General features: G+C 55.7%; 25 protein-coding genes and 3 tRNA genes. 16 read left to right on the top strand and 12 right to left on the bottom strand.

The annotated features are described in order from the left end of the window. Positions 1–4: 4 nt before the first annotated feature. The gene (serB, locus tag LQK91_RS12070) at positions 5–982 is read right to left on the bottom strand and encodes a phosphoserine phosphatase (RefSeq protein ID WP_078804764.1); all 978 of its coding nucleotides are present in this window, start codon (positions 980–982) and stop codon (positions 5–7) included. Positions 983–1,089: 107 nt separating this feature from the next. Between serB and LQK91_RS12065 the strand changes: the two genes are divergently transcribed. Further along, positions 1,090–1,740, top strand: coding sequence for a YtjB family periplasmic protein (locus tag LQK91_RS12065; protein WP_008925530.1), 651 nt, complete (start codon positions 1,090–1,092; stop codon positions 1,738–1,740). Between the two features lie 320 nt (positions 1,741–2,060). On the opposite strand, the gene yjjG is transcribed toward LQK91_RS12065, so the two are convergent. From yjjG to LQK91_RS12050, 3 genes are read right to left on the bottom strand one after another with little or no spacing between them, the layout of a single operon-like run. Further along, positions 2,061–2,741, bottom strand: coding sequence for a pyrimidine 5'-nucleotidase (gene yjjG / locus LQK91_RS12060; RefSeq protein WP_008925529.1), 681 nt, complete (start codon positions 2,739–2,741; stop codon positions 2,061–2,063). A gap of 18 nt (positions 2,742–2,759) precedes the next feature. Beyond that, entirely contained in the window at positions 2,760–3,200 is a 441-nt protein-coding gene (gene rimI / locus LQK91_RS12055; RefSeq protein WP_003850861.1) for a ribosomal protein S18-alanine N-acetyltransferase, read from the bottom strand. Further along, positions 3,172–3,582 (bottom strand): DNA polymerase III subunit psi, encoded by a 411-nt coding sequence (locus LQK91_RS12050; RefSeq protein ID WP_003850863.1) that lies wholly within the window; start codon positions 3,580–3,582, stop codon positions 3,172–3,174. The genes rimI and LQK91_RS12050 overlap by 29 nt, the downstream gene beginning before the upstream one ends. Before the next feature lie 106 nt (positions 3,583–3,688). On the opposite strand from LQK91_RS12050, the gene rsmC reads away from it, so the two are divergent. The 4 genes from rsmC (at position 3,689) to LQK91_RS12030 (ending at position 5,190) form a co-directional block, all read left to right on the top strand. Beyond that, entirely contained in the window at positions 3,689–4,720 is a 1,032-nt protein-coding gene (gene rsmC / locus LQK91_RS12045; protein ID WP_003850865.1) for a 16S rRNA (guanine(1207)-N(2))-methyltransferase RsmC, read from the top strand. A gap of 151 nt (positions 4,721–4,871) precedes the next feature. Further along, positions 4,872–4,958: transfer RNA gene (locus LQK91_RS12040), tRNA-Leu, on the top strand. A 30-nt stretch (positions 4,959–4,988) separates the two neighbouring features. Beyond that, positions 4,989–5,075, top strand: a tRNA-Leu gene (locus LQK91_RS12035). A gap of 28 nt (positions 5,076–5,103) precedes the next feature. Continuing rightward, positions 5,104–5,190 (top strand) — tRNA-Leu (locus tag LQK91_RS12030). 137 nt (positions 5,191–5,327) lie between these two features. On the opposite strand, the gene LQK91_RS12025 is transcribed toward LQK91_RS12030, so the two are convergent. Continuing rightward, the gene (locus LQK91_RS12025) at positions 5,328–5,612 is read right to left on the bottom strand and encodes a DUF1435 domain-containing protein (protein WP_003850867.1); all 285 of its coding nucleotides are present in this window, start codon (positions 5,610–5,612) and stop codon (positions 5,328–5,330) included. Positions 5,613–5,843: 231 nt separating this feature from the next. Here LQK91_RS12025 and LQK91_RS12020 point away from each other — a divergent pair, with 231 nt between their 5' ends. The 3 genes from LQK91_RS12020 to LQK91_RS12010 all read left to right on the top strand — a co-directional run bounded on the left by LQK91_RS12020 (position 5,844) and on the right by LQK91_RS12010 (position 8,489). Beyond that, positions 5,844–6,941, top strand: a complete 1,098-nt coding sequence (locus tag LQK91_RS12020) for a GGDEF domain-containing protein (RefSeq protein WP_105099536.1) — start codon at positions 5,844–5,846, stop codon at positions 6,939–6,941. Positions 6,942–7,135: 194 nt separating this feature from the next. Beyond that, complete coding sequence (gene fhuF / locus LQK91_RS12015) at positions 7,136–7,930, top strand: siderophore-iron reductase FhuF (RefSeq protein ID WP_003850871.1); 795 nt, start codon at positions 7,136–7,138, stop codon at positions 7,928–7,930. Between the two features lie 94 nt (positions 7,931–8,024). After that, positions 8,025–8,489, top strand: coding sequence for a YbaK/EbsC family protein (locus LQK91_RS12010; RefSeq protein ID WP_008925525.1), 465 nt, complete (start codon positions 8,025–8,027; stop codon positions 8,487–8,489). Positions 8,490–8,606: 117 nt separating this feature from the next. Here LQK91_RS12010 and LQK91_RS12005 read toward each other — a convergent pair whose 3' ends face one another. From LQK91_RS12005 to LQK91_RS11995, 3 genes are all read right to left on the bottom strand, one after another. Then, on the bottom strand, positions 8,607–9,602 hold the full coding sequence (locus LQK91_RS12005; RefSeq protein WP_008925524.1) for a nucleoside hydrolase: 996 nt from the start codon (positions 9,600–9,602) through the stop codon (positions 8,607–8,609). A 12-nt stretch (positions 9,603–9,614) separates the two neighbouring features. Then, positions 9,615–10,637, bottom strand: a complete 1,023-nt coding sequence (locus LQK91_RS12000; RefSeq protein ID WP_003850877.1) for a LacI family DNA-binding transcriptional regulator — start codon at positions 10,635–10,637, stop codon at positions 9,615–9,617. A gap of 84 nt (positions 10,638–10,721) precedes the next feature. After that, the gene (locus LQK91_RS11995; protein WP_105099535.1) at positions 10,722–12,110 is read right to left on the bottom strand and encodes an MFS transporter; all 1,389 of its coding nucleotides are present in this window, start codon (positions 12,108–12,110) and stop codon (positions 10,722–10,724) included. Positions 12,111–12,692: 582 nt separating this feature from the next. Between LQK91_RS11995 and LQK91_RS11990 the strand changes: the two genes are divergently transcribed. Further along, positions 12,693–13,247: a histidine phosphatase family protein gene (locus LQK91_RS11990; protein ID WP_008925521.1), complete on the top strand. Its 555-nt coding sequence runs from the start codon at positions 12,693–12,695 to the stop codon at positions 13,245–13,247. On the opposite strand, the gene LQK91_RS11985 is transcribed toward LQK91_RS11990, so the two are convergent. After that, complete coding sequence (locus tag LQK91_RS11985) at positions 13,229–14,194, bottom strand: hypothetical protein (RefSeq protein ID WP_105099534.1); 966 nt, start codon at positions 14,192–14,194, stop codon at positions 13,229–13,231. The genes LQK91_RS11990 and LQK91_RS11985 overlap by 19 nt on opposite strands. A gap of 503 nt (positions 14,195–14,697) precedes the next feature. Here LQK91_RS11985 and LQK91_RS11980 point away from each other — a divergent pair. After that, a complete protein-coding gene (locus LQK91_RS11980; RefSeq protein ID WP_105099533.1) occupies positions 14,698–15,711 on the top strand; it encodes a glycosyltransferase family 32 protein in 1,014 nt (337 codons plus the stop codon). Here the strand turns inward: LQK91_RS11980 and LQK91_RS11975 are convergent. Beyond that, positions 15,688–16,605, bottom strand: coding sequence for a LysR family transcriptional regulator (locus LQK91_RS11975; protein ID WP_008925518.1), 918 nt, complete (start codon positions 16,603–16,605; stop codon positions 15,688–15,690). The two genes, LQK91_RS11980 and LQK91_RS11975, sit on opposite strands and share 24 nt — an antisense overlap. 102 nt (positions 16,606–16,707) lie before the next feature. Here LQK91_RS11975 and LQK91_RS11970 point away from each other — a divergent pair, with 102 nt between their 5' ends. Together LQK91_RS11970 and opgB are read left to right on the top strand one after the other, a co-directional pair. Beyond that, positions 16,708–17,097 (top strand): tautomerase family protein, encoded by a 390-nt coding sequence (locus LQK91_RS11970; RefSeq protein WP_105099532.1) that lies wholly within the window; start codon positions 16,708–16,710, stop codon positions 17,095–17,097. A gap of 221 nt (positions 17,098–17,318) precedes the next feature. Further along, positions 17,319–19,610, top strand: coding sequence for a phosphatidylglycerol--membrane-oligosaccharide glycerophosphotransferase (gene opgB, locus LQK91_RS11965; protein WP_039658838.1), 2,292 nt, complete (start codon positions 17,319–17,321; stop codon positions 19,608–19,610). An 88-nt stretch (positions 19,611–19,698) separates the two neighbouring features. On the opposite strand, the gene LQK91_RS11960 is transcribed toward opgB, so the two are convergent. Further along, the gene (locus LQK91_RS11960; RefSeq protein WP_105099588.1) at positions 19,699–20,412 is read right to left on the bottom strand and encodes a GNAT family N-acetyltransferase; all 714 of its coding nucleotides are present in this window, start codon (positions 20,410–20,412) and stop codon (positions 19,699–19,701) included. 100 nt (positions 20,413–20,512) lie between these two features. Here LQK91_RS11960 and LQK91_RS11955 point away from each other — a divergent pair, with 100 nt between their 5' ends. Beyond that, on the top strand, positions 20,513–21,961 hold the full coding sequence (locus LQK91_RS11955) for a PLP-dependent aminotransferase family protein (RefSeq protein ID WP_105099531.1): 1,449 nt from the start codon (positions 20,513–20,515) through the stop codon (positions 21,959–21,961). Between the two features lie 5 nt (positions 21,962–21,966). Here the strand turns inward: LQK91_RS11955 and LQK91_RS11950 are convergent, their stop codons facing one another. After that, complete coding sequence (locus LQK91_RS11950; RefSeq protein WP_039658844.1) at positions 21,967–23,052, bottom strand: LacI family DNA-binding transcriptional regulator; 1,086 nt, start codon at positions 23,050–23,052, stop codon at positions 21,967–21,969. 193 nt (positions 23,053–23,245) lie between these two features. Between LQK91_RS11950 and LQK91_RS11945 the strand changes: the two genes are divergently transcribed. The 3 genes from LQK91_RS11945 (at position 23,246) to LQK91_RS11935 (ending at position 25,680) form a co-directional block, all read left to right on the top strand. Beyond that, positions 23,246–24,058: an ABC transporter substrate-binding protein gene (locus LQK91_RS11945; RefSeq protein WP_039658846.1), complete on the top strand. Its 813-nt coding sequence runs from the start codon at positions 23,246–23,248 to the stop codon at positions 24,056–24,058. 61 nt (positions 24,059–24,119) lie between these two features. Further along, a complete protein-coding gene (locus LQK91_RS11940) occupies positions 24,120–24,926 on the top strand; it encodes an amino acid ABC transporter permease (RefSeq protein WP_039658848.1) in 807 nt (268 codons plus the stop codon). Then, positions 24,919–25,680, top strand: coding sequence for an amino acid ABC transporter ATP-binding protein (locus LQK91_RS11935; protein WP_105099530.1), 762 nt, complete (start codon positions 24,919–24,921; stop codon positions 25,678–25,680). Before LQK91_RS11940 ends, LQK91_RS11935 begins: the two co-directional genes overlap by 8 nt. Positions 25,681–25,692 lie beyond the last annotated feature (12 nt).

The following is a 25,692-nucleotide window of genomic DNA, read 5'->3' as shown; positions in this document are numbered from 1 at the left end:
TCAGTTAACGCTCTTCGTGGATCAGGCTGCCGGTAAGGATGCAGAACACCCCCATTAAATCGGCATGGCGAATGGTGACCGCGGTCTGCTCATTCACCTTAGGTTTAGCATGGAACGCAATGCCCAGCGCTGAGGCTTTGATCATCAGCAGGTCATTGGCACCATCGCCGATCGCCACCGTCTGTTCCGGCGCGATATTAAAACGCTCCGCCAGCTTCTTCAGGGTATCGGCTTTGTATTGTGCGTCGACAATCGGACCCAGCACGTTGCCGGTCAGTTTGCCGTCGCGAATTTCGAGTTCATTGGCCACCACCGCCGACAGATGCAGCTTGTCGCGCAGGTATTCGGCGTAATAGGTAAAGCCGCCGGAAGCGATAGCAATCTGCCAGCCCAGCGCCTGCAGCTTCTGCGTCAGCGTCGTTAAGCCTGGCATTAATGGCAGAGCATCACGTACCTGTTTCAGAATATTGGCATCTGCGCCCTGCAGCGTGGCGACGCGCTGACGCAGGCTGGCGGTGAAGTCGAGTTCGCCGCGCATCGCACGCTCCGTGACTTCCGCCACCTGCTCGCCGCAGCCCGCCAGTTTTGCAATCTCATCGATGCACTCGATCTGAATCGCGGTGGAGTCCATATCCATCACCAGCAGGCCTGGCGTCTTGAGATGCGGGATTTTGCCCAGCGGCGCAACATCCAGCCCGGCATCGTGTGCCAGCTTGCTGGCAAACGGCGTCAGCGATCCTGCCAGTCGAATCACCTGATACTCATCGACGTTCCAGGCGCTGACGATCACCATCGCGGCCCCCAGCTGGTGCTGGTAATCGGTGAGCCGTTGCTTGTCCAGCCCGCGGCCATACAGCAGCCAGCCGGTGCGGCCAGCGCGATAATCCAGCGGCATCACTTCATCACCGCTAAGAGAAAGGGGCAAACCCGGCCAGAGGGAAACATCGGCGGGAAGATCGCACCAGGTTAAACGATTTGGCATCAGAGCTCCTGTAGGGACAACAAAACCACGCAAGAGGCTACCTTGTCTGCGCCGCTTCTGGCAACATAATCTCCAGGCTTTCTGTTGTGATATGACCCGGATGAGTAATGGCTAAAACCGCACTGAAATTTCGCTTACATCGGACCGTGATCGTTCTGATCTCCATGGCGCTGCTGGTTGTGCTGATGCAGGGCGCATCCTGGTTCAGTCTTGGTCATCAGGCGGCGCGTTCTGAACAGGTCGAGGAGCTGGCACATACACTGACCAGCCAGGTGGCGTTTAGTCTTAAGCCGTTGATGGACAACAGTGAAAATAACCGCACTCAGATAGAAGCCATTCTTAATCAGATGACGGCTAACAGCCGTATTCTGGATGCGTCGGTGTATGACGGCGACGGCAGTCTGGTGGCGCACAGTGGTGAAAATATTAATGTGCGTGATCGGCTGGCGCTCGATGGTCAGCGCGCAGGCAGCTATTTCAACCATCAGATTGTGCAGCCGCTGGCCGGGAGCGATGGCCCGCTGGGCTTCCTGCGCGTGACGCTGGATACCCACGTGCTTGTCACCGACTCGCATCAGGTCGATAACACCACCAATATTCTGCGTCTGATGATGCTGCTGGCACTGGCGATCGGCATTATTCTCTCCCGCACCCTGCTGCGCCATCGCCGCACCCGCTGGCAGCAGTCGCCGTTCCTGCTTACCGCCAGCACCCCGGTGAAAGAGGACCGGGATGAGGACGACGAGAAGAAAGAGTAGTGTTCTGCGCTGCGGTAAAGATAAAACGAGAAAGGCCCGCTGTGTGGGCCTCAGACTGCTGACAAACCCTGGCCTGATCGCTGTGAGACCGAGCCTGCGCAGGAAAGCGGGTCAGATCGGAAAGTCGCTTACGCCAATCCCTGGCCCGCTCGGCCCGCGCCCTCCATGGCGCGGGACGCTTTCCTCCTCTGACCCGGTTCCCTGCGTATTGAGCTAATCAATCGTTGCCAGATGTGCCTTGATTTGAGTTTTTCAGCAGTCTGAAGGCATGCAATGCGGCCTTATTAGTGGAAAAATGTGGATTTGCGAGGCGTGTTCCGTTAGCCAATCAACAACGCTTCCAGCTCACCCAGCGATTTGACCTGCCAGGTGGGTTTAATATGTTCTGGCAGCGGCCGGGTGCCATGATCGAGCCAGCAGGTTTTCACTCCCGCGTTCATCCCGCCCAGAATATCTGACTCTGGCGTATCCCCTACCATCAGCACTCGCTCACGATCCGGATTGCCCATCAGCTCCAGCGCGTAGTCAAAAATCGCGGCCGCCGGTTTTGGCACGCCAACCTGCTCAGAGATTACCAGCGCCGAGAAGTAATCACGGAAGCCGGTGCGCTCCAGACGCGTCTGCTGCAGCGCGGTAAAGCCGTTGGTGATGATCCCCATCTTTACCTTGCCATGCAGCTGGTTCATCAGGCTGACCGCGCCCGGCAGCGGCGTGCAGATCTCGCCCATCGCGCTGAGGAAGCCGCTGTTGAGGATCTCTGGTGCCACGCTGAGCTTTTCGCTCCAGTGGTTGAAACGCTGAGTCTGCAACTGTAACGCTGAGATGGCGCCGTTCTGATAATCGACCCACAGCGGCTTGTTGATCGCCTGATAATCGCTGTAATCCTGGTCGGTGAACTGCACATCATAGCCGGCGAACAGGCGCTGCAAACCGGCATAGGCGTCGAAATGGAAAAGGGTATCGTCCGCATCAAACAGGATGCAGTCCCAGTTATCTGTCATTAAAGCTCCTTAACACCACTACGGCGTCAGGGCCATGAGAATGGCATCTTCACGGCCGCTGGCGGTGGGATAATAGTTGGGGCGACGACTGACCTGATTGAATCCAAGCTGCTCATAGAGCGCAATGGCGGGCAGGTTCGAGGCCCGCACTTCCAGCCACAGCGTCAGCACGTTGCGTTTAATCAGCTCATCGATCAGATGCTGTAACAGCTGGCGGCCATATCCCCGGCGCTGAAAGTCAGGATCGACCGCGATGTTAAACAGCGAGGCTTCGTCCAGCACCACCTGAGTAATGGCAAAGGCGACCATTTTGCCGTCGGCGTCGAGACGTAAATTAATAAAGCGCTCGCCCTGATTGCTGGCAAACGTCTTTTCACTCCAGGGAAACGCGTGGCTACGACGCTCAATGGCAAAGGCCTGCGCCAGGTCGTCAGGGGTGAGTAAAGAGATGGCTGTCATGGTTACACATCTGTTGCCAGAGCGCGCGTTTGGCGACGCCGCTGCTGATCAGTTCATTGAAAGAGGCGCTGGTTAATGCCACGCCATTAAAAGTCTGTTCGCTCTCTACGCCGAGCAGCCAGCCCGCGCAGTTCAGCGTTTCCGGCAGCATCTGCAGCTGATCCGGCGTCACGGTCATTACCTGAGCGGGTTGCAGATTGAGGGTATGCAGCACATCGCGCATCAGCGGTTCATGCAGACCGGGTGGCGCGTCAGCGACAATAATTAACTGCGTGTCCGGTGCCAGCGTGACGGCAATTTCGCCCTGAAGCACGCGCGGGCGGCGCAGCTGATACTGCGTAATTCCCATTTGCTGTAAAAGCCAGTCGCGCCTGGACGTCATGGTGTTACCTGTTCTGCTAGCTGAATGCGACGCTATGCTAGCAAACCCATCGAACATGCGCCAACAAACCACTATAATCCCCGCTCAGATCTTACAGGAGCCCTACATGTCTGCTTTTACCCCGGCCAGCGAAGTCATTCTGCGCCACAGTGATGAATTTACCGCCCGCCATGTTTTATTTGCTGGCGATCTGCAGGATGACCTGCCCGCTCAGCTGGAAACCGCCTCATCGCGCGTTCACACCCAGCAATATCATCACTGGCAAAACCTGAGCCGCCGTATGGGCGAGCAGGCGCGTTACGGAATGGTTGCGCAGCCGGAAGATGTGCAGGGATGCGATACCCTGGTCTACTTCTGGACCAAAAATAAGCCGGAAGTACAGTTCCAGCTGGAGAACCTGCTCTCGATGCTGCCAGTGGGCTGCGACGTGTTCGTGGTGGGTGAAAACCGCAGCGGCGTCCGCAGTGCCGAAGGCATGCTGGAGTCGTGGGTGAAGCTGGAGAAGATCGACAGCGCGCGTCGCTGTGGTCTCTATCATGGTCGCCTCGACAAACAGCCTGAATTCGATGCCAGCACCTTTGGTCATCAGTATCAGCTGGATGGTCTGACCATTCACACTCTGCCTGGCGTCTTCAGCCGTGACGGTCTGGATAGCGGCAGCGCCCTGCTGCTGTCGACCTTTACCCCGCACACTAAAGGTAAAGTGCTGGATATGGGCTGTGGCGCAGGCGTGATTGCCGCCTCACTGCCTGCCCGTTCGCCTAAAGTACGCCTGTGGCTGTGCGACGTGCATGCCGCAGCCATTGAAGCGAGTAAATTGACGCTGGCCGCCAATGGCATCGAGGGCGAAGTTTTCGCCAGCAACGTCTTCTCTGACGTGACCGGCCGTTTCGACATGATTATCTCTAACCCGCCGTTCCATGAAGGCACCCAGACCAGCCTCGACGCCGCACAGGCGCTGATCCGGGGAGCAGTAAAGCACCTGAACACCGGTGGCGAACTGCGTATTGTTGCGAACACGTTCCTGCCTTATCCGCAGGTGCTGGATGAAGCTTTCGGCAGCCACGAAGTCATCGCACAGACCGGCCGCTTTAAAGTTTATCGCGCCGTCTATGGTCGTGGTGCCAAAACACGATAAGGGCTTTTAACGTCATTAATCGCGTTGCCGGGCTGAAAACGTTGCTTTTTACAGCGATCGTTTCAGCCCGACGAAATAGTTGTTGACGCAAAGAGTAAAATCTCTAGAATGCGCCTCCGTGGTTGTAACATTCTCAGGATGTTACGGGTATGCGAAGGTGGCGGAATTGGTAGACGCGCTAGCTTCAGGTGTTAGTGTCCTAACGGACGTGAGGGTTCAAGTCCCTCTCTTCGCACCAAAATCACATGTTTCATATCGCGAGCACTGCGCGAAGGTGGCGGAATTGGTAGACGCGCTAGCTTCAGGTGTTAGTGTCTTAACGGACGTGAGGGTTCAAGTCCCTCTCTTCGCACCATTGCGGTGATATGAACAGACAACTCGATGCGAAGGTGGCGGAATTGGTAGACGCGCTAGCTTCAGGTGTTAGTGTCTTAACGGACGTGAGGGTTCAAGTCCCTCTCTTCGCACCAACGTTGTCATCCTCTGGCTTTCTGCTCGTTTCAGCTGCCTAGTTGCAGTGTCGCTTTATCCCTTTCCTGTTTTGTTTTTTTCGCGTGGCATTCACTTTCCCGGTCGCGACACCCTGAACACCCGCTTTACGCCTGTATTAACTCAGATGAAAATTCACAGAGACTGCCGCCAGTCCGCCCGCTAACGCCAGGCACGAAGGCAATAACAGATAGTGACGCAGACGCTGGTTAAATAGCATGACGACAGTCAGCAGCAGCGCAACTGTCATCACCAGTCGCCACTGGCTGAAGCTGGGTTCCCATAATGCGAACAGCGGCAGCGCGATGCAGGGCAACAATACGCCCCACGCACTATCCAGTTTTTTACCCAGCGCCCAACTGACGCCCCACAAACCGCAGGCCGCAATAATCGCTATTCCCATGACGCAAACCTCAAATGATAAGCATTCCCATTATCATATGCCAGTTTTGCTTTGCTTGCAGCCTGTTTTTGTCACGCCTGGCAACGAAGATGACAGACCAGTTGGAAAATGCTAGATTGCGACCGATAACACCTTTAATAACAGCACCAGCAATAATTTGCTCACTGTCTGGCACAACCTGTTTATGCCGGCTTGCGCTTTGGTATTTCAGGGTCGTCACGAGTATTTATAATGAAATTACAATCATATGAAGAACTGAAACAGAGTAAATACCGGCTTTCAGTGATGCTTTTTCTGTTTTTAAATATCGCCGTTTCGCTATTTTATCTGCTGCCAATAATGAGCAATGAGAAAATCGATACCACGTTGCCGGTAATTTGTGTCGCGTCTTTTAGCGGCATAATGTTAATTACCCATTTAATATGGTCTAAAGTAAAACTTCCCCTTTTAAATCCTGTCGCGCTGGTGCTGGGCGCGCTCTGGGCCTGGCACATTAATTATCGTTTTCATCAGGTATTCTATTTTGATGGCGGCTTTCTTATTATCAGTTTGATCAGTGTGTTATTTATTAGTGCCATCGCCCTGAGCGATTATCTGGGGGCTTTTTGTCTTCATGTCGCGCCACCGGTGCTCACCGTATTACTGCTTGATAATGGGCAGCATCTGCCGCTGATTCTGCTGACCATTATGCTGCCGCTGATTGGTTTCTCACTCCAGCATCTTATGCGTCGCCGTGCCGACAACTTTACCCTGCGGCTGATGCACCAACTCTATGAAGAGAAAGAGACCTTCAGTGACCTCAGCATGCTCGACCCACTGACCGGACTGTATAACCGTCGTGGCCTGAAGAACCGACTGGACAATATTCTGGAAAACCATGCTGGCAGCCACTATGTGCTGCTGCTGGATATCGATCATTTCAAAGCCTACAACGATAATTATGGGCATGCGATGGGTGATCAGGCACTGGCGCGGGTCTCTGTGGCTATTCGGGATGCAGTCCGTTCACGCGATGTCGTCACCCGCTATGGCGGCGAAGAGTTTCTGGTGTTAATGACCAATGTGAACAGCTCCATCGCCATGAAACTGGCAGAGCGCATCCGTCAGTATGTGCTGGATTTAGAAATACCCCATCTTTTTAATGAGACTGTTTCAACCCACGTCACCATCAGCGCCGGCATTGCGCCTATCTACGATAATGATTTTGATCAGGCGGTAGCCAATGCTGACAGCGCATTATATGTGGCTAAGAATCAGGGCCGGAATACCATTCTTGCCTGGGAAGATCTTCCGCGAAAACAGCATGAGACCTTAAGTGAACCAGCCTGATTAAGCACAACTCGGCTGGTAATAACCCTGACATTGCCACGCTATGGCCGGTTCTGCACTGCGCAGACGGGTTTGTTCGCTGATCGCATTCCCCACCCAATCCCCGATGGCAGCGACGTTTTTTTACGCGACTTGTAGAGTTAATCAATAACGATTATCATTTGCTTTCTTATCTACACTTTTCGCGAGTCGTCATGGCAACCGTTTCAGCTCAGGAACAGCGTTTCAACGCTCAGTCGATGATCTTTCGGCAGAATGACCGTCCACTGGCGGAAAGTCTGCACGAGCGGCTGCAGCAACAGCGTAGTTATCTGCTTGATTCTGTTAAATTCAGCCAGCCCGCTCCGCACGACACGCAGACACTCGTTGCCTGGTCACAATCAGAGGCTTTTGCCCAACTTATCCAGCGCTACAGCGATTATCTCTATCGCGATCATCCTGATGCGGTTCGTGAAGCAAAGCCGGTGCTCTCTCTGTGGGCGCAATGGTATTTTGGCCTGCTGCTGCCCCCGATGATCATGGCGTTGTTACAGGAGTCGCGCGCGCTGGACTGCTCACCAGAGCATATTCGTGTCGGTTTTCATGAGAATGGTCATCCGGCCACGTTCTGGATTGATGTGCAGGAGGATGAAGAAGCCCGCTATCTTAACCCTCAGCAGCGTATTGATCGGCTGATTCAGCAGCATCTGATCCCGGTGGTTAATGGTATTACTCAGCATGGTGATATCAACGCCCGACTCATCTGGAACAACATGGGCTACTCATTGCAGTGGTTTCTGGGTGAGCTGAAAAGTCAGATCGATGAGACGCTGGTACTGCAACTGGAGCAGGCGCTATTCTTTAACCAGAAACTGCTGGATGGCAGCGAAAATCCGCTCTACCGCACCATGATCATGCGTAATGGCGAACTGGTCCGTCGCAGCTGTTGCCAGCGTTATCGCATTCCTGATGTCGAACAATGCGGCAATTGCACCCTGAGCGGCAGCTAAACAGACGTAATTACCACGAATTCTCCGTTTATCTCGTTTACAGGCACTGAGGCTTGTGGCAATTTTTACGCCTTCGATCAGCCTGGAGAGAAAGATGAGTCTGGAGTCCGTGCGCCAGTTCTTTGCCGAACACGCCCCTGAAATTGAAATTATCGAACTGGCAGAAAGCACTGCAACGGTCGGAATGGCTGCGCGCGCCCATGGCGTGACGCCAGGAGAGATTGCGAAAACCCTGTCACTGAAAGTGAAAAACGACGTCGTGCTGATTGTGACACGCGGCGATGCCCGGCTGGACAATCGCAAGCTGAAAGCCGCGCTAGGCGCAAAAGCGCGGATGCTGAGCGTTGATGAGGTTATTAACTGGACCGGCCATCCGGTTGGCGGCGTCTGTCCGTTCGGTCTGGAGAATCCGCTGACCGTTTACTGTGATGTCTCACTGCGCAGTTTCGACGAAGTGTTACCCGCCGCTGGCGCTATCCACAGTGCCGTCCGCATCTCGCCACAGCAGATGGCTGAGCTGACCAACGCCCGCTGGATCGACGTGTGCGAAGCGATGTAATGCTTTGCATCTCTTGATCCAGCCCTGATGCTGCACACCTCCTGACAGCGTTTATCAGCCTTTGAGGGTCATTGCCGCATCATGCAAACCTATCAGGCGCGCCAGTAAGCGGGTGAGTTAATCGCCCATCTCAGTCAGCCGCTTAAAGGCTTCTTCGATGATCGACAACAGCATCGTGTTATCGACGCGGTGCAGCACATGAACCCATGCGCCGCAGTGCTCAGGTACGCCGACAGCAAGCCGTAGCGGCTGACGATAACGCCAGCTTTTACCGCGCGTTGCACCGGGACGTAGCTCGATATCGACACGGTAATCGATGCCAGACGCGACCCGCTGGTTCAGCAGCCAGGCCACAACCAGTGCATCGTGGATCCAGCATCCCGCCAGTTGACGCGTTTCCATGGAATAGTTGATCCATGGACGCAGCGTGTCTCGCACAAAATCGGCCAGCGGATGATCGACAGCAGTAAGACGGGTGAGATCCTGCTGGGTCAGCAGCGTCTGCGTGGTGACATCCATTGGCACCAGCGTCACGGCGGCACCGCTGTGCAATACCTGATGCGCAGCCTCCGGATCCAGGCCAAAATTGGTGTCTTTGATATAATCATCCAGCGTAAACACGCCACCCATGATGACAATTTCTGCCACAGAGTCTGCCATCGCAGGATAGCGCTGCATTGCCAGCGCCACATTCGTCAGCGGGCCAATCGCCACCAGGGTAATTTCGCCCGGATTGTCGCAAATCAGTTTGCCCATCGCGTCAGCAGCATCAAACGCATCCGCTGCAACATCTGCTGGTTGACGCACGCCCTTCCACAGCTCACTCAGCGCAAGCTGATTGACCCGATTATCCAGCGTTTCACGCCACGGCGCAGGATCTTCCTGTAACGCCTGCGTCGCACCCTGGATGACCGGAACAGACGATCCCAGCCGGACAATCAGATCTTTGGCGACGCGCGCGCCCACGTCGCTGGGTGTATTACCCGCCACGGTAGTGATTAATTCCAGCGACAGTGCAGGTGAAGCTAATGCCAGCGCAATCGCCAGCCCATCATCGGTGTTGGCACCCGCGATACCGTTGCCGGGATCGCAATCAATAATGATTCTTTTCATATTTTTTATACGTTAACTCTGACTTTGCGGCTGGCAACCGCAGGATTCACCGATTTCAAGATAGTGTGGAAACTCCTTCAATTGCGCTTCGCTCTCGCCCTCTTTCAGCATCTGAATCGCAGAGCGGGCCATGTCACGCAGTGGCTGGCGCACAGTCGTTAATGTCGGGACATGAAATGACGAGTGATTGGTTCCGTTAAAGCAGACCAGCGCCACATCCTGTGGCACCCGAATCTGATGTTCGGAAAAGGCGCGAAGCGCACCAATCGCCTGACCTTCGTTACTGGTAAACAGTGCACGTGGCACACAACCCCGCGCGATCATAGCCTGCGCTGCCTCGTAGCCACCCTGAGGGGTGTAGCTGGCGGGAAACATCAGCGACTCATCAATGGGCAGGCCACGATCCTGCATTGCATCACGCCAGCCCTGGATGCGATCCTGTGCATTGAGCATATCGACCGGACCGCTGATAATGCCGACCTGCTGATAGCCGTGACTTAACAGATGCGCCGTTACCTGCCAGGCGGCCTGACGTTCATTCACCCGCAGCATGTTAACGCCCGGCTGTGGCTCAACCCGCTCCAGCATCACCAGCGGCGTACCGCTGGCTTTAATCAAATCAATGTAAGGATGGCGATCGACGCTGTTGTAAAACAGCCCATCCACCTGACGGTTAAGCAGTCCCTGAATTAACTCCAGTTCTCGCCTGCGGTCATCACCGGCATCTCCCAGCAGCATAACGTGACCGTGGTTCATCGACTCCTGCAGCAACATGTGCGCCATGGAGGCGACAAAAGGATTGCCGATATTAGGCACCACCAATCCAAAGGTCTTGGTATTACCGGATGCCAGTGCGCGTGCTGCGGCATTTGGCCGGTAACCCGTCGCTTTAATCGCTTCAAGTACCCGCTGACGGGTGGCCTCAGCGACCGGACGCGGCCCGTTGTTAATGACATAACTGACGACTGCCACTGAGGTGCCTGCCGCTTTCGCAACTTCTCTGCGGGTCACTTTTCCCGTTAATGACTTAGGCACATCATGTCCCTCCATAAAAACAGGCCGCTTTACACGGCCTGCTGGTTGTCGCTCTCTTCTGGCAGATGAGATCCTGAGGTACTGCTAGATGGCATCTTCAGGCAGATTCAGATTTCGCCCTCGCGTCTCAGGCGCGACAAAGGTAGTAAAGAATCCAATGGCGGCCATTGCCGAGAAATAGACTGCAATCGGCCACCAGTGACCGGTATAAGAAAGCATAGCAGCGGCAACAAGCGGTGCGGTGCCGCCGGACAAAATCGAGCCCAGTTCTTTAGCCACCGCCATTTTGGTATAGCGATGATGAACACCGAACATCTCGACACCCCAGGCCGCCTGCACGCCAAAAATACCCAGTGACGCCAGCGCCATACCGACCACGATTACCGGAATCACCAGCATCGGTTCACGGGTATCCAGCAGCGTAAAAGCAGGCCAGGCGTAAAACATCAGCAACAGACAGAAAACGCGATACACGATCCGGCGACCAAAGCGGTCAGAAAGCCAGCCCGCTAAAGGAATGATCAGGAAGCCCAGCAGCGACGCGAGAAACACGGCGGTGGTCGGTACAGACTTATCCACCATCAGCACTTTTGCGACGTAACCCACGATGAAGCCTTGCGCCAGATAGGAAGGGCCGTTTTCGCCGATGCGCAGGCCAACCATGGTCCAGAAAGCGCGGGTACGCTGGAAGAAAGGCCGCTGATCGACCACCGACGCTGCCTTCATGCCAGCACGTTCCGCTTCCATCTCCGCTTTTCTGCGCTCAAACACCGGCGTCTCTCGCAAATGACGGCGAATCCACAATGCAACCAGTGCAATCAGCGCACTGCTGAGGAAAGGAATACGCCAGCCCCACTCCAGCAGGCTCTGCTGATCCATCTGCACCACCAGCAGCCAGACCAGCGAAGCCAGCAGCGTGCCACTATTGGAACCCAGCGCGATCACAGAAGAGACCAGTCCGCGGCGCTCTGTCGGCGCATATTCGCCCAGCATCACCGTGCCGCCCGATAACTCCGCACCCGCGCCGAATCCCTGTGTAAAGCGGAGCAGAACCAGGCAGGCAGGCGCCCATACGCCAATAGAGGCGTAGCTCGGGATTAAGCCGATAAAGGTTGTGGAAGCACCCATCAGAATAATGGTGGAGATCATGACGACCTTTCGGCCTTTGCGATCGCCGAGCCAGCCAAAAAACAACGCGCCGATGGGCCGGGCAACAAAGCCGACTGACCAGGTCGCGAAGCTGGAGAGCAGCGCCATGGCTGGGGTTGATTCGGGAAAGAAGACGTCGCCAAAGATGATACCGGCAGCCAGGCCATAGAGCGCGAAATCCGCGTACTCCATTGCCGTTCCGAGCCAGCATGAGAAAGTGGCGCGCCAGAAATCTTTGCGGCCTGAAGGGGTGTCAAACCGCTCATCGGCGGCTGAAGTGGATGACAGTGATGCCTGCTGCTTAACGGAATTGTGTGCCGTCATAACCCTATCCCTGAATGAGTATGCAGATCGATAAACGCCCGTCCATGGGTCGATTCCCTGATGAAAGCGGAATCCCCCGGTGACGACGTTCAGTGGGCGAACCATGATGAAAGGTTAAAGGATTCCCTGGTGTTGGAATCGTATTCATCGCCCCCTTTCGCCGGTGTATTTTTCACCGGTCGCTTAAACTGAGCGAATATAACTTAACAATCGATGGAGCCTACTGTGCATCGGGCACCGTGAGCAATCACTGGGGACTTAGTGTATCTACGCGCGTAGATAAATCAATAGATCCTGACGATATTTGTTAGAAAAACTTCATTATAACATTCCGTCATCACCCATTTTTTGCGCAAATTCAGCGAGTTAAACGCCTTCTTATTGCACAAAAAAAGTTACCAGCGCCTGTAAGTTATCTGATTCACTAATCATTAAGCACGATAAAAGGGGCAACGTTCCCTTCATCATTTTCAGTTATCGCACGCGCAGATTACCTGCAAATGACACTGGCTGTTTATTCTGAAAAATCACCGTAAACACAGGCAATGCGTTACCCTGACCAAAAGGCCGGACAGAGATACGATGAAAATTATTCTGATGCGACACGGTAAACCTGACCACCAGGCGGCGGGTCGCCAGAGTGTGCAGGCACTGGCTGACTGGTGCGAAGCGTACGATCTGTCACAGGTCAGTGACGGACCGCCGCCGCGCAGCATCGAAATTGCCCGTCAGGCTACGTTTATCGTCTGCAGTCCCCTGCCCCGCGCGCAATCCTCACTGAGCCAGCTCGGTCTGGAACCCCATGAGGTTGATGCGCTGTTCAGCGAAGTCGCCGTGCCGCTGGTGAAAACCGGTGAGGTACAATTACCGACCGTGTGCTGGCTGGCCCTGCTGCGGCTTTTGTGGTTTTGCGGTTATGCAGGCGACGCGGAGTCGCTGCAACATGCACGCAGCCGCGCTTCGGCGGCGGCAGAAAAACTGATCGATCATTCACAGCAAGGCACGGTACTGCTGCTGGGCCACGGCATCATGAACAAAATGATTGCGCGTGAGTTACGAAAACGCGGCTGGCAGGCAGAGAAGCATGCCAGCAGCCGGCACTGGAGCACTGCGATCTATCATCGTCCGTTTATCTGACCGAGCGGAAAATAGCCCAGTACCTCACAGCCCGTGCCAACACGCGGCGTGGCAATGACTTTACGCTGTGCCAGATCGATCACACTCAGCGTGCCATCATCCTGATTGGCAATCAGCAGCTGTTGCCTGTCGGGCGTGAAGCAGCCATCCATCGGCATGTTACCCACGCTGATATCGCCCAGCGGATTCAGCAGATCGTCAAACAGTGTCACCCGCGGTTCCTGATCCCCTATTGCCACCAGCTGTTCGCCATCGGCGCTGAAGCGAACCACCTGACAAGGCTGCTGATGACCCGGCAACGTAATGCGCTGGCGAATACGGTGGCTCTGCCGATCGATCAGATAGAGCAGCGGCGCGTCAGCGGCACTGGCGACCAGATAAGGGTGTTTCGGTGATGCGGCAATGCCCGCAATCGGGCCAGGAAGCAGGATGGTATCGATCACCCGTCCTTCCGCTTCACAGAGATCCACGACGGTGATGGTCGCATCCTCTTCGTTATCGGTGAACAGCTTGCGGCCGCTGGGTGACAGCGTCAGGCGATGCGCATTGTGAGAAGGAATCGGGATAATTTTTTCTACTTTGTCAGTCTGCGGATCGATCACCGCCACGGCGGCACTCTGCTCACAGCAGAGATAGACTTTGCCATCGCGCCCCAGCTGTCCGCTGTGGGGTGCCCGCAGCGGCGACAGATCGATAAAGCCACTGATCTCGCGACGCTGTAAATCAATGACCGCCACTTTATGACCCGGATGCGGGTTATTACCTTGAACGCCGTCGCCATAAATAGGGACATAGGCCTTACCCCAGGGGGCCAGCATCAGGAGTTCATGCGGCCGCGGTGGAAAAGCGTTCAGTTCCCGCTCGACCGCGAAGGTTTCCGGATTAAGAAACAGGACGCGATTACCCTGTTTATCGACCGCCAGTAAACCGTAAGCTTCACTCTGCATGCGCACTCCTTTCTCAGTAAGTTCTTCTTAAGCGTAGACAATCCTCTTCAGCCTGTCTGATGCTGCGGATTGATGAGCCGGGCTTACCCCACCTATTAAGTGCAATATTCACGACTGCGGTGACCAGGCCTTATGTCAGCCCGATAATAAAGCATGATATTAAGATATTCCTTAATTAAAGATTTCGTCATATTTAAATAAATGATTAACAGCGACAATATTATTATTTCGCTAAGGTGACCGGATTATTTCCGTATTATCCTAAAATCAAAAAAAGACATAGCTAATGTGTAAATAATGTTTTATTAAAAAGGTGCAGTGCAATTAAACAGCCGTGAGGAAACTTCCGCGCGCTAAACCACTGCGTCGCCACCAGGGAAAACCATTCATTCATTCCCGCACTCATCGGAATTGCAGCCAGTATGCAATGCCAGCCGTTGCCGCCGCACGCGGAACGGGCAGAGCCTGTACTGTGACGGGAAAATAAAAATAACAGGTGCACCATGACTTCACATCGCCAACGTCCAGCGCATAAAATCTGGCGTAACTGGAAAAGAATATCGTTCAGTAGCCAGATGTTATGGAATAAGAAACAGCAGAGACTCTGTCAGGCACCGGAATATGATCCGGGACAGGAAGATAATGTCGTATTGGTCTCGCAGCAGAAAGATCTGCCGGAGATTCCAAAAATTGTCTGGATGGTCTGGCATAACGATCACCTGCCCACCTCAATGGCGCTGAACATCAGTAAAATCCGGCGGGATAATCCCGATCACCAGGTGCATCTGATTACACAGCGCACGCTGTCGCAGTGGCTGCCCGAACTCAGCTTTATCTCTTCGGATCTGACGCTGGCCCATAAAAGTGAAATTATCCGGCTTGAGCTGATTCACCGTTATGGTGGCATCGGCATCGACTGCAGCACCCTGCTGTTTGAGAACCTCGCCTGGGTGCATCGCGCGCACGAGGCACGGCCAATGGATCTCATCGGTTACTACCGCGAGCAGTCAACGATGAACCTGCTGGCGCCGGTTACTGAGAGCTGGTTTCTGGCCGCGCCACCGCAAAACCCGTTTATTCGCGAATGGCTGAAACAACTGGCACCGGTTAAAAACGTCGGTATCCGCAACTATTTCTATGAACTGAAGAAGCGCGATGATTTTCCGCTGATTGTGCAGAATATTGATAATCCCTCGCGCCAGCTCCTGTCGCTGGCACAGCAGGTTGCGATGCGTGAATATCGGCGGGCCAATCTCTATCTGCGTAAAGGCGAAGCCAGCGCCTGGTACTATCAGCGTTTACATGCCGACAGCAGCAGCGCCTTTGCGCAGTCCGTGATGTTTCATCAGCGGCCACAGACGCCGCCGCCGATTATCAAATTAACCGGCAACGAGCGACTGCATCTCGACTTCAATCTGCGGCTGGGTTTGTATAACCGCAGCAGTTTGATCGGCGAGATGATGCAGACCACACCGCCTGCGCTGGCATTGCCCTCAGCGGTCAAAGCGCGCGCGTAGCCACTGCGTGAACGTGGTGACCGCGCGGGGGACCTGCGCCGCCCAGGGCCGGACGATCCACAGGCGGGCGGCAAAGGCCTCAACAGGCTGCCACGCCGGCAGCACCTGCCGCAATGTACCGGCTGCCAGCGCCTCACGGGCGCTGAAATCGGGCAGCATCGCAATCCCCAGTCCCTGCAGCGCCGCATCGCGTATTGACTCGCTGTTGTTGGTGGCAAAGCTGCCCTGAATCCGCACCTGCACCTGTTCGCTATCCGTTGTCGTCTCAAACCGCCAGCGCGGTGACTCGATGCCACGTGGGTAGTAAAGACAGTTGTGCTGTTTCAGATCCTGTGGCGACTGCGGTACACCCTGCAGGCTGAGATAGGCGGGTGAGGCCACCAGCAACGTCCGGGTATCGCATAGCGGCAACGCGACATGGGTTTCCGGTAGCGTGTCACTGTGTCGAATTGCCAGATCAAAGCCTTCGCTGCTCAGTGACACGATGCGGTCGGTCACATCCAGCTGCAGACGCACCTGCGGATAGTCACGCAGAAACTCGCCAATGATTGGCACCAGTTGCTGACGGGCAAACGCCACTGGCGCGGTCATCCGCACCAGACCCCGCACAGGTCCGGCGGTATCCCTCACGCTGAAAAAACTCTGCTCGATGCGGGAAAACGGTTCGCGGAGCTCCTCCACCAGCTTCTCGCCTGCTGACGTCAGTCGCACACTGCGCGTGGTGCGCTGTACCAGCAACACACCAGCCATCTCTTCCAGCTCTTTGATTTTCTGACTCATCGCCGCTTTGCTGACGTCGAGCCGCTCTGCCGCGCGGGTAAAACTGCCCTGCTCTGCCAGTACGGTCAGCCAGTGCAGATGATCCCACAGCGCATCCGTTTTCATCTCTTTCATTGTAATTGTTCACTATAGTGAATAATCATTTCAGGCTACGCGCTTTTTCCCGCCGGATAAAGCGGTCACCATAGCGTTATTAATCATGATGAGGAATTCGCTATGCCACTGCTGCAATTTGATGTTATTCAGGGTCGTTCAGAATCCGAACTTCGTACACTACTGGATGCAGCGCACCGCGCTGTGCTTACGGCCTTTAACGTGCCTGAACGCGATCGCTACCAGATTGTTCAGGAAAACAAGCGCTATCAGATGGTGTTTCAGGATACCGGACTGGGATTTACACGCAGCGATAATCTGGTAATGGTGCGGGTCTATACCAGCCCACGCAGCAGCGAACAGAAACAGCATTTTATGGCGGAGCTGGCACGTGAGCTGCGCGAACATTGTGGTGTGCAGGGCAACGATTTAATGATCAGCTTTATCACCAACGACAAAGGTGACTGGAGTTTTGCCGACGGCGAAGCACAATATCTCACCGGCAAACTCTGAAAAACGTCCTGACCTCTGCTCTGCTGACGGTGCGCGCCAGCCACCGTCACGCCTGATAACCTCCCTTCTGGAATGACAATTAACCAATCTGCTCTCCACCGCACAATTCGGGCCGGATATGTTGCAGCCGGATGACAGCCAATATAGATTGTCGAAAAACCATCCCCCGAAGATGGCTGGTTGCGTGAAGCCTCGCGTAACCCTGAAAAGAGGATTTCCCATTGTCCGAATTGGTGTCCGTCGCCTTGTTTCTGGCCGCTATTGCCATTTATTCCTGTAAAGCCGGGCGTAACAAATTCTGGTTTATTGTTGTTCTGATTCTGCTGGTGCTTTTCGTTGTGCTGAACGCCACCCTTTATGCCAGCAACTATTTTACGGGTGACGGCATCAACGATGCGGTGCTCTATACCCTGACCAATAGCCTGACCGGCGCGGGCGTCAGTAAATATGTGGTGCCGGCGATTGGCCTGATCATCGTACTGTTTCTGCTGTTCTGCCTGCTGTCGTGGATTCTGCGTCGGCGTAAGCGTCCCCATCACATGGGCTGGTCGCTGCTGGCGGCTGTCTGCGCGCTCGGCTCCGTGCAGACCACCCCGGCTTTTCGCCAGGTCGCGACGCTGATTGTGTCGCATACCCAACTGGCGGATTCTGACTTCGACAACTTCTACAGGGTGCCGCGTAATCGCATTGAGCAGCCGCACCTCAACGTGGTTTACATTTATGGTGAAAGCTTAGAGCGCACCTATTTTAACCCGATCGCTTTTCCTGGCTTAGCGCCGGAGTTAAGCCGGCAGAAAGAGCAGAGCATCGACTTCAGCGAAACCGAACAGCTGCCTGGCACCGATTACACTATCGCGGGCATGGTTGCCTCACAGTGTGGCATTCCTCTGTTTGCGCCGTTTGACGGCAATGCGTCGGCGTCACTCTCCAGTTTCTATCCCCAGAACGTCTGTCTGGGCGACATCCTGAAAAACTCCGGCTACCAGAACTGGTTTATTCAGGGCGCCGATCTGCGTTTTGCCGGTAAAGATATCTTCCTGAAATCGCACGGTTTCGATCCCGAAAACCTGTATGGTTCGCAGGAACTGAAAAGCCGCGTTGCCGATCCCACCTACCGCAATAACTGGGGTTATTACGACGACACCGTGCTGGATGAAGTCTTTGAGAAATATCAGGAACTCTCAAAGGCCGGTAAACCTTTTGCGCTGTTTACCCTGACCGTCGACACCCATCATCCTGACGGGTTTATCTCGCGCAGCTGCGATCGCCGGAGTTACAGCATTGAGGGCAAACCAAACCAGTCATTCAGTGCAGTTGCCTGTTCGCAGGAGCATGTTGCGCGTCTGATTTCGCGCATACAGGCGTCACCGTGGTTCAAAAATACCGTGATTGTGGTGAGTTCCGATCATCTGGCGATGAACAATACGGCGCATGCGTGGCTGGTTAAGCAGCCTCGTCGCAATCTGTTCATGGTGATTCGCGGCGATAAACCGCAGGCGGAGCTGATGGAGGCGAAGCGCAGCACGCTGGATAATGGGGCCACGCTGCTGGATATTCTTGGTGGTGACAATGCGATTGGTCTGGGCCGCAGCAGCCTCTCCTCGATTTCGCTCTCCACCCAGTTCGACGATATGAAAAGTAAGGTGACGAGCTGGAAACCCGACATCATCCAGTTGTGGAACTTCCCGAAGAAAATAGACAACTTCACGGTGGATCAGGCGAAGAATACCTTCAGCTTCTCAGGTACCACCTTTAAATTGCCGATTCTGTTCCGTATCAGTGACAAGCATGTAGAGCCGATGCCGGAAGGAGAATATTCGGCTCCGCTGCGCTATCAGCTGGCCGATTTCGCCGCCGCTGATAAATTTCTCTGGGTCGATCGCTGTTTTAAAATGGCGCGGCTCTGGCAGCCTTCGCTGGCCCTCTCCGGCGATCTCTGTGTGGCGATGGGGCAGTTCGGTGGCACGCCGTCGGTGACGCACGTCGATAAAGCGCAGTGGAAAGGCAAAGTGAAGTTCCCGGACGGCGCCGTCAGCGATGCGCGTTACCAGCAGAACCTGGCGCAGCTTCGTATTGAAGATAACAATATTCGCTACAGCGCCGACAGCTTTCGACTCGACGTGCCCGGCGCACCGGAGAGTGTTAAAAGCTTTAGCGGCATCTCACGACCAGAAATCTGGGGACGCTGGTCTAACGCCAATCTCGCACCAGAAGTGCATATCGACTATGTCGATGCGCTGCCCGCAAAGTTCGATCTGGTGATCACCGCGCGCGCGTATGGCCCTAACGCACACCGGGCCATTCCGGTTAGGGTCGGCGACCAGCAACAGTTGCTGTCGCTGGGTGAAGAGGTTTCGACGCATACCCTGCATTTTGACAATCCAACTGCCAGCCATCGTCTGGTGATTGCACCACCGGAGCCGCAACTGAGTAACACCGGCAATATCACCGGTCAGGATCCGCGCAAATTAGGCATTGGTATGGTTGAAATTAAAATCGTGCCACAGTCATAACGCCCATTTTTCTGGTCACGCCTCTGCGGATTCCCGCAGAGGCCCATCACCTGAAATCCTGTCTGACTTCACCGGGTCAGTTCCCCGATCAGGGCCTGTCGCGCAGCGCTTCCAGCTTCTCGCGCTGCTGACCGTCGGCGGTAAAGTTATCTTCGGCCAGCCAGCGCTGCATCCCCTTTTTCACCTGTGGCCATTCGCTGTCGATAATCGAGAACCAGCTGGTGTCACGCGAACGCCCTTTATAGACGATGGCCTGACGGAACTCGCCTTCAAAACGGAAACCAAGCCGTGCCGCCGCTTTTCGTGAAGGGGCATTACAGCTGTCGCACTTCCATTCATAACGGCGATAACCTAGCGTCTCAAAGGCATAACGCATCAGCAAAAAATGCGCTTCCGTTGCCATGCGGGTCTGCTTCAGCCGGGGTGAGAAAGCGACATGCCCGACCTCCATCACGCCATGTTCAGGCTGGATGCGCATTAAAGATAGAGTGCCCACCGCCTGCTCTGTAGCAAGATCGATCACCGCGAAATGCAGTGGATCGCGACTGGCCTCCAGTTGCTTTGCATAATCCTGAAATGCCTGCCGGTCACTAAATGGCCCCATAAACATGTAAGTCCAGTCACGCCCATCCTCAGCCTGCGACCACGCCTCAAACAGGGCATCGCTATGCCGTGCCACGCTGTAAGGCTCCAGCCGGCACGCCTGCCCAGTGAAAATCTGATGCTGCGGTAATGGACGGGTTTGCCAGTCTGGTAAAGGCTGACCGACCGGCTGACCGTATTGATTCAGGTGTTGTGACATATCGCCTCCCGGCTGCAGATAATAGCCGCAGATTGCCACTATCCTGGTGGGTTAAAAAGGTCCACTATCGTGAAGAATGATAGATCCACGAGAAGAGACAATGAAATCGGTGATCCCGCCATTACTGCTGGCTCCCTTACGATCGGCAGCCGGTACGACGCTGCAACAGCAACTCTATCAGCGGATAAAACAGGGCATTCTGCAAGGCCAACTGGCTGCCGGCACGGTGTTACCGGCGACACGGCAGCTGGCACATGAGCTGCAGGTTTCGCGGAATACCGTGCTGAACGTCTGGACACAGCTGCAGGCAGAGGGCTATCTGATGAGCGATCGGCAAGGCAGCCGCATCAGCTCACTGGCTTTGCCGGCCCGGCAGGCGGATGACGACACGTTAGCCAGCTGGCCGCTGGCAAAACGGATGGATCCCTTTTATCTAAGTCAGTGGGCCGACACCGGCTCACTACCCCTGCGTCCCGGCATACCCGCCCTGAACCATTTCCCGATGGCGGCATGGCGACGAGCGCTGAGTCAGGTAACGCACCACACACCACCGCAGCTACTCGGCTATGGCGATCCGCTCGGCGATCCCGAACTGCGTGCTGTACTGGCGCAACAGTTGCGGATCACACGCGGTGTACGTTGTGATGCCGGACAGATTGTGATTACCGAAGGTGTGCAGCAGGCGCTTACGCTGTGCGTCGCCCTGCTAAGCAATCCGGGCGACCATGGCTGGATTGAAGATCCGGGTTATCGCAGTGCCAAAGCGGCTCTGCAGGGCGGGGAACTTAACGTGATCCCCATCTCCACCGATCACCAGGGGCTGGCCCCTCAGCCGATACACTGGGAACAGACCCCGCCCCGTCTGATCTACACGACGCCCACCCATCAGTATCCCACCGGAGCAGTAATGAGTGCGTCCCGTCGTTTGGCGCTGATTGCTGCTGCGCAACAGCATCAGGCGTGGATTATTGAAGATGATTATGATGGCGACTTCCATTACCACGGTGAGCCTATTATGGCGATGCAGGGCATGACAGATAATGCCCCGGTTATCTACCTCGGCTCATTCAGCAAGACCCTGTTCCCTGCGCTGCGTATCGGTTTTATGGTGCTGCCCGCGCCGCTGGTCAAGCGTCTTCGACCGGCACTGCATCAGATCCTGCGCGGCGGAAACCGTCTGGAGCAGCAGGCGCTGACCCGTTTTATTCTCAATGGTGATTATCGTCGCCATCTGGGCAAAATGCGTCGTCTCTATCGTCAGCGACAGGCATTGCTGCGAACCGGACTACAGCGCGCTGCGGGTCAGGCGATTTCGTTGCTGGGCGGTAACAGCGGTATGCATCTGGTGCTGCCACTCGAGCCTCATCGGGATGACGTCGCCATTACCCGCAAACTGCTTCAGGCTGGCTACGCGCCCACAGCCCTCTCGACCTTCTATCTGACCGAACCGGCACAGCAGGGTCTGGTTATTGGATACGGTAACTGTAGCGACACACAGATTACCGCAGCCACAGGCCAGCTAAGTCGATTACTTGGCTGGCCCGGCTAACGTGATCATTTCGCGCTGATGAGGCTGGCCGGTGCGGCAATCGACTGGCGAATCATCAGACGGGCATCAAAGCGCGGCATCGGCCCGACGGCTTCGCCGCGTATCTCTGCAATCAGGCGTCGTGCCGCTTCACGGCCCATCTCATAGACTGGCTGCGCCACCACCGTCAGCGGCGGGGTGACAATCTCACTCCACGGAAAATTGTCATACATAACAAATGAGAGATCGGCAGGGATTCGCAGTCCGCGCTGCGTCACTTCACGCAGCAGCCACATCGCGACCACGCTGTCAGAGGCCACCAGCGCCGTGGGCGGCTGCGGACGCTGCCACAGCTCGGCCACGATACGGGCGATTTCCACTTCATCCAGCGCGTTCACTTTCACCAGCGTCGGATCAAATTCCACACCCGCGGCGGCAAAGGCCTGCATCATGCCGCCGACGCGCTGGGCGACTGGCGTCAGGCCAAAATCGCCTGGCGTGCTGTAGTCGGTTGCCAATGCCATGCTGGTGATATAGGCGATATAACGGTGGCCTGCCTCCAGTAACCGGGCGGTGGCGTCTGCGGCGACATCAGTAAATTCGCAGCAGATCGCCTCTACTTTAAGGCCATTCACAGCGCGATCAAACAATTTCACTGCTCTGCCCTCCTCCAGAACCTGAGTCAGGTGACTGTTGAGATGGTGCTCTGAACAGCAGGGCGCAACGATAATGCCGTCAACCCGCTTTTCCAGCATCACCCGCACCGCATCCTGCTCAGCCTGCAGCTTTTCATCGCTGTTACTGAGCAGCAGATGGTAACCGGCCGTGCGCGCCACATCGGCCATGCCGCGCAGCGCCAGGCCAAAGTGGGGATTTTCGATATCGCCGACAATCACTCCAATGGTATTGGAACGTCCTGTGTTCATGCTGCGGGCCAGAGCATTCAGACGGTAGCCCAGCGCGGTGGCGGCGCTGTTGACCCGCTCCTGCACTTCATCACTGACTGCCCCATAGCCTCCCAGCGCGCGCGCCGCCTGAGCTTTAGAGACTTTTGCTGCGCGTGCCACATCCGCCACGGTAGGCGCTTTCGATTGCCGTTTCTGACTCGTCATAATTATTTTGAATCACAGGTTGATGACAGGAATATTGACGCCGAAAAAAGGCTGTGCTTAAACTCATTGTAACCCCTTGAGACCGGTCTCACAATGCCCATGTCTTAAGGTGCCACCTGTGTTGAGACCGGTCTCAATTATAATCGCTGGCTCAACAGTCTCTGATGTTTAAACCTGCAAAAACGGATGAGCTATGAAATCGCAAACCCCCCGGGGCAAACTGCTGGGCACACTGCTCGCACTCTGTTCACTTTCGTTCTGTACGCTGGCTGCCAGCGATAACAATCCTTATGGGCTGATCGAACCCGACCAGCTACGCATCGCCAGCGTCGGCGACTCCAAACCCTATACCTTCACGGATGCCAGCGGTCAGTTCACCGGCTTCGACGTCGAATTCTTCAGAAATGTCGCCCACCGAATCGGAATCGATAAGGTCGATTTTATTGGTCAAGACTTCTCGGCGATTATGCCAGCAGTGGCCAATGGTCAGTATGACGCGGCGGTGGCGGCTATCGGCATCACCCCGGCGCGGGAAAAGACGGTCGACTTTTCAACCGGCTATCTGGCGGGATTTCTCACCGTTCTCACCCGCGCTGACAGCGGCGTGAAGAATGTCGCCGGCCTGGCGAAACACCGGCTTGGCGTCGTTCAGGGCACGCTGCAGGAGAGCTATGCCGTCGAACACTTCACCCAGACCGATCTTGTCCGCTTCCCGGATAACAACAGCGCCGTTTCCGCACTCAACAACGGCACGTTAGACGCCATCTTCCTCGACTATGAGGCGGCAAAAAGCTATGCCGAACGCTTCAGGCTGGTCTCTGCCGCCGACATCCCCTCGTTTGATGCACCGGCCGGCATTGCCATTGCCAAAGGCAAGCCCGCCTTCAAGGCCGCACTGGACAAGGCCATCAAAGCCGCCATGCAGGATGGCACCTGGCAACGGCTCTATGAGAAATGGTTTCCCGGATCGCCGATGCCAAAACAGTATCTGCCTGGCGGCCAGTAAAGAGGCGGACGTTCGCGTCCTGAGTTAACCGGGGGAACCCCCGCCCTGCATGGAGACGGCGATGGACTTGCTCACCATTCTTTCCCGCACCTTCTTTGATTTTCCATCAATGATGGAAGTGCTGCCGCAGATGCTGGCCACCGGACTGGTCAACACGGTGATTATCTCGCTGGCGGCAACGCTGCTCGGCACGCTGTTTGGTCTTCTGCTGGCGCTGATGGGCATCTCGCCTTCACGCTGGCTGCGACTGCCTGCCCGGCTCTATACCGATCTGTTTCGAGGTCTGCCCTCTATTCTAACTATTCTTCTGATTGGTCAGGGCCTGGCGCGATTCAGCTATCAGCTGTTCGGTCCGACACCCTACCCACTGGGGATCTTCGCGCTTAGCCTGATCGCCAGCGCCTATATGGGCGAGATTTTCCGCGCCGGTATTCAGAGTGTTGAACGCGGCCAGATGGAAGCCTGCCGCGCGCTGGGGATGAGTTATGGACGGGCAATGCGACTGGTGGTGATCCCGCAGGGGATCCGCCGCGTGCTGCCCGCCATCGTTAACCAGTTTATCGCCATCATCAAAGATTCCTCGCTGGTCTATCTACTGGGCCTGATGACCCAGCAGCGCGAGCTGTTCCGCGTGGGTCAGGATGCGGCGGTACTCACCGGCAATCTCTCGCCCCTGATGCTGGCCGGACTGTTCTATCTGATCATCACCGTACCGCTGACGCACATGGTCAACTATGTCGATGTGCGTTATCGCACTGGTCGCCGTCGCCTGACGGTTCCGCAAAGCGGCTTAAAAGAGGTGGATGAAGTCAGGCCGCCCAGCGGCGCACTGATCACGCATCCCCGCATCGGAGGCAACCATGAATAACCTGAGCAGCACAACGGACGCGACCTGGCACGGTGCCAGCCTGGAGCTGCGCGAGCTGACGCTGGCCTATGGCCCGATTGAGGTGCTGCGTAAGGTCTCGCTGCGGGTTGCGCCTGGCAGCACCACCTGCATCATCGGGCCATCCGGCTCAGGTAAATCGACACTGCTGCGCGGCATCAACCGACTGCATGAGCCGCAATCGGGAGATGTCCTGCTGGCTGACCGATCCGTGCTGCACGACAAGCCCGATACGCTGCGGCTGCGGATTGGCATGGTGTTTCAACACTTCAATCTCTTCCCCGATCACAGCGCGCTGGAGAACGTGGCGCTGGCCCCGTGGCGGGTCAAAGGCCTGCCCAAAGCGCAGGCGATGGCGATAGCGCGTCAGCGGCTGGAAGAGGTCGGGCTGGGTCAGCGCGCAGACCACCGGCCACGCGATCTCTCCGGCGGCCAGCAGCAGCGTGTCGCGATTGCCCGTGCGCTGGCGATGGATCCCGAAGTCATGCTGTTTGACGAGGCGACCTCCGCGCTCGATCCCGAACTGGTGAAAGGTGTCCTGACGCTGATGGCGGATCTCTGTCGTCGCGGCATGACGATGGTAGTGGTGACACATGAAATGGGCTTTGCGCGCAAAGTGGCGGATCAGGTGGTGTTTATGGATGAAGGCGAGATTGTTGAAGCCGGGCCGCCGGGCGCCATTTTTGATGCACCGCAGTCACCGCGTCTGCAACGTTTTCTCTCTGAAGTGCTGTAACTGAGTAAGGAA

Origin of the sequence: Pantoea sp. MHSD4 (assembly GCF_021043305.1) — a bacterium.
Taxonomy (GTDB): Bacteria; Pseudomonadota; Gammaproteobacteria; order Enterobacterales; family Enterobacteriaceae; genus Pantoea; species Pantoea eucalypti.
Note: the sequence above shows the minus strand (reverse complement) of the source record. Positions and strands in the feature narration are given on the sequence as shown.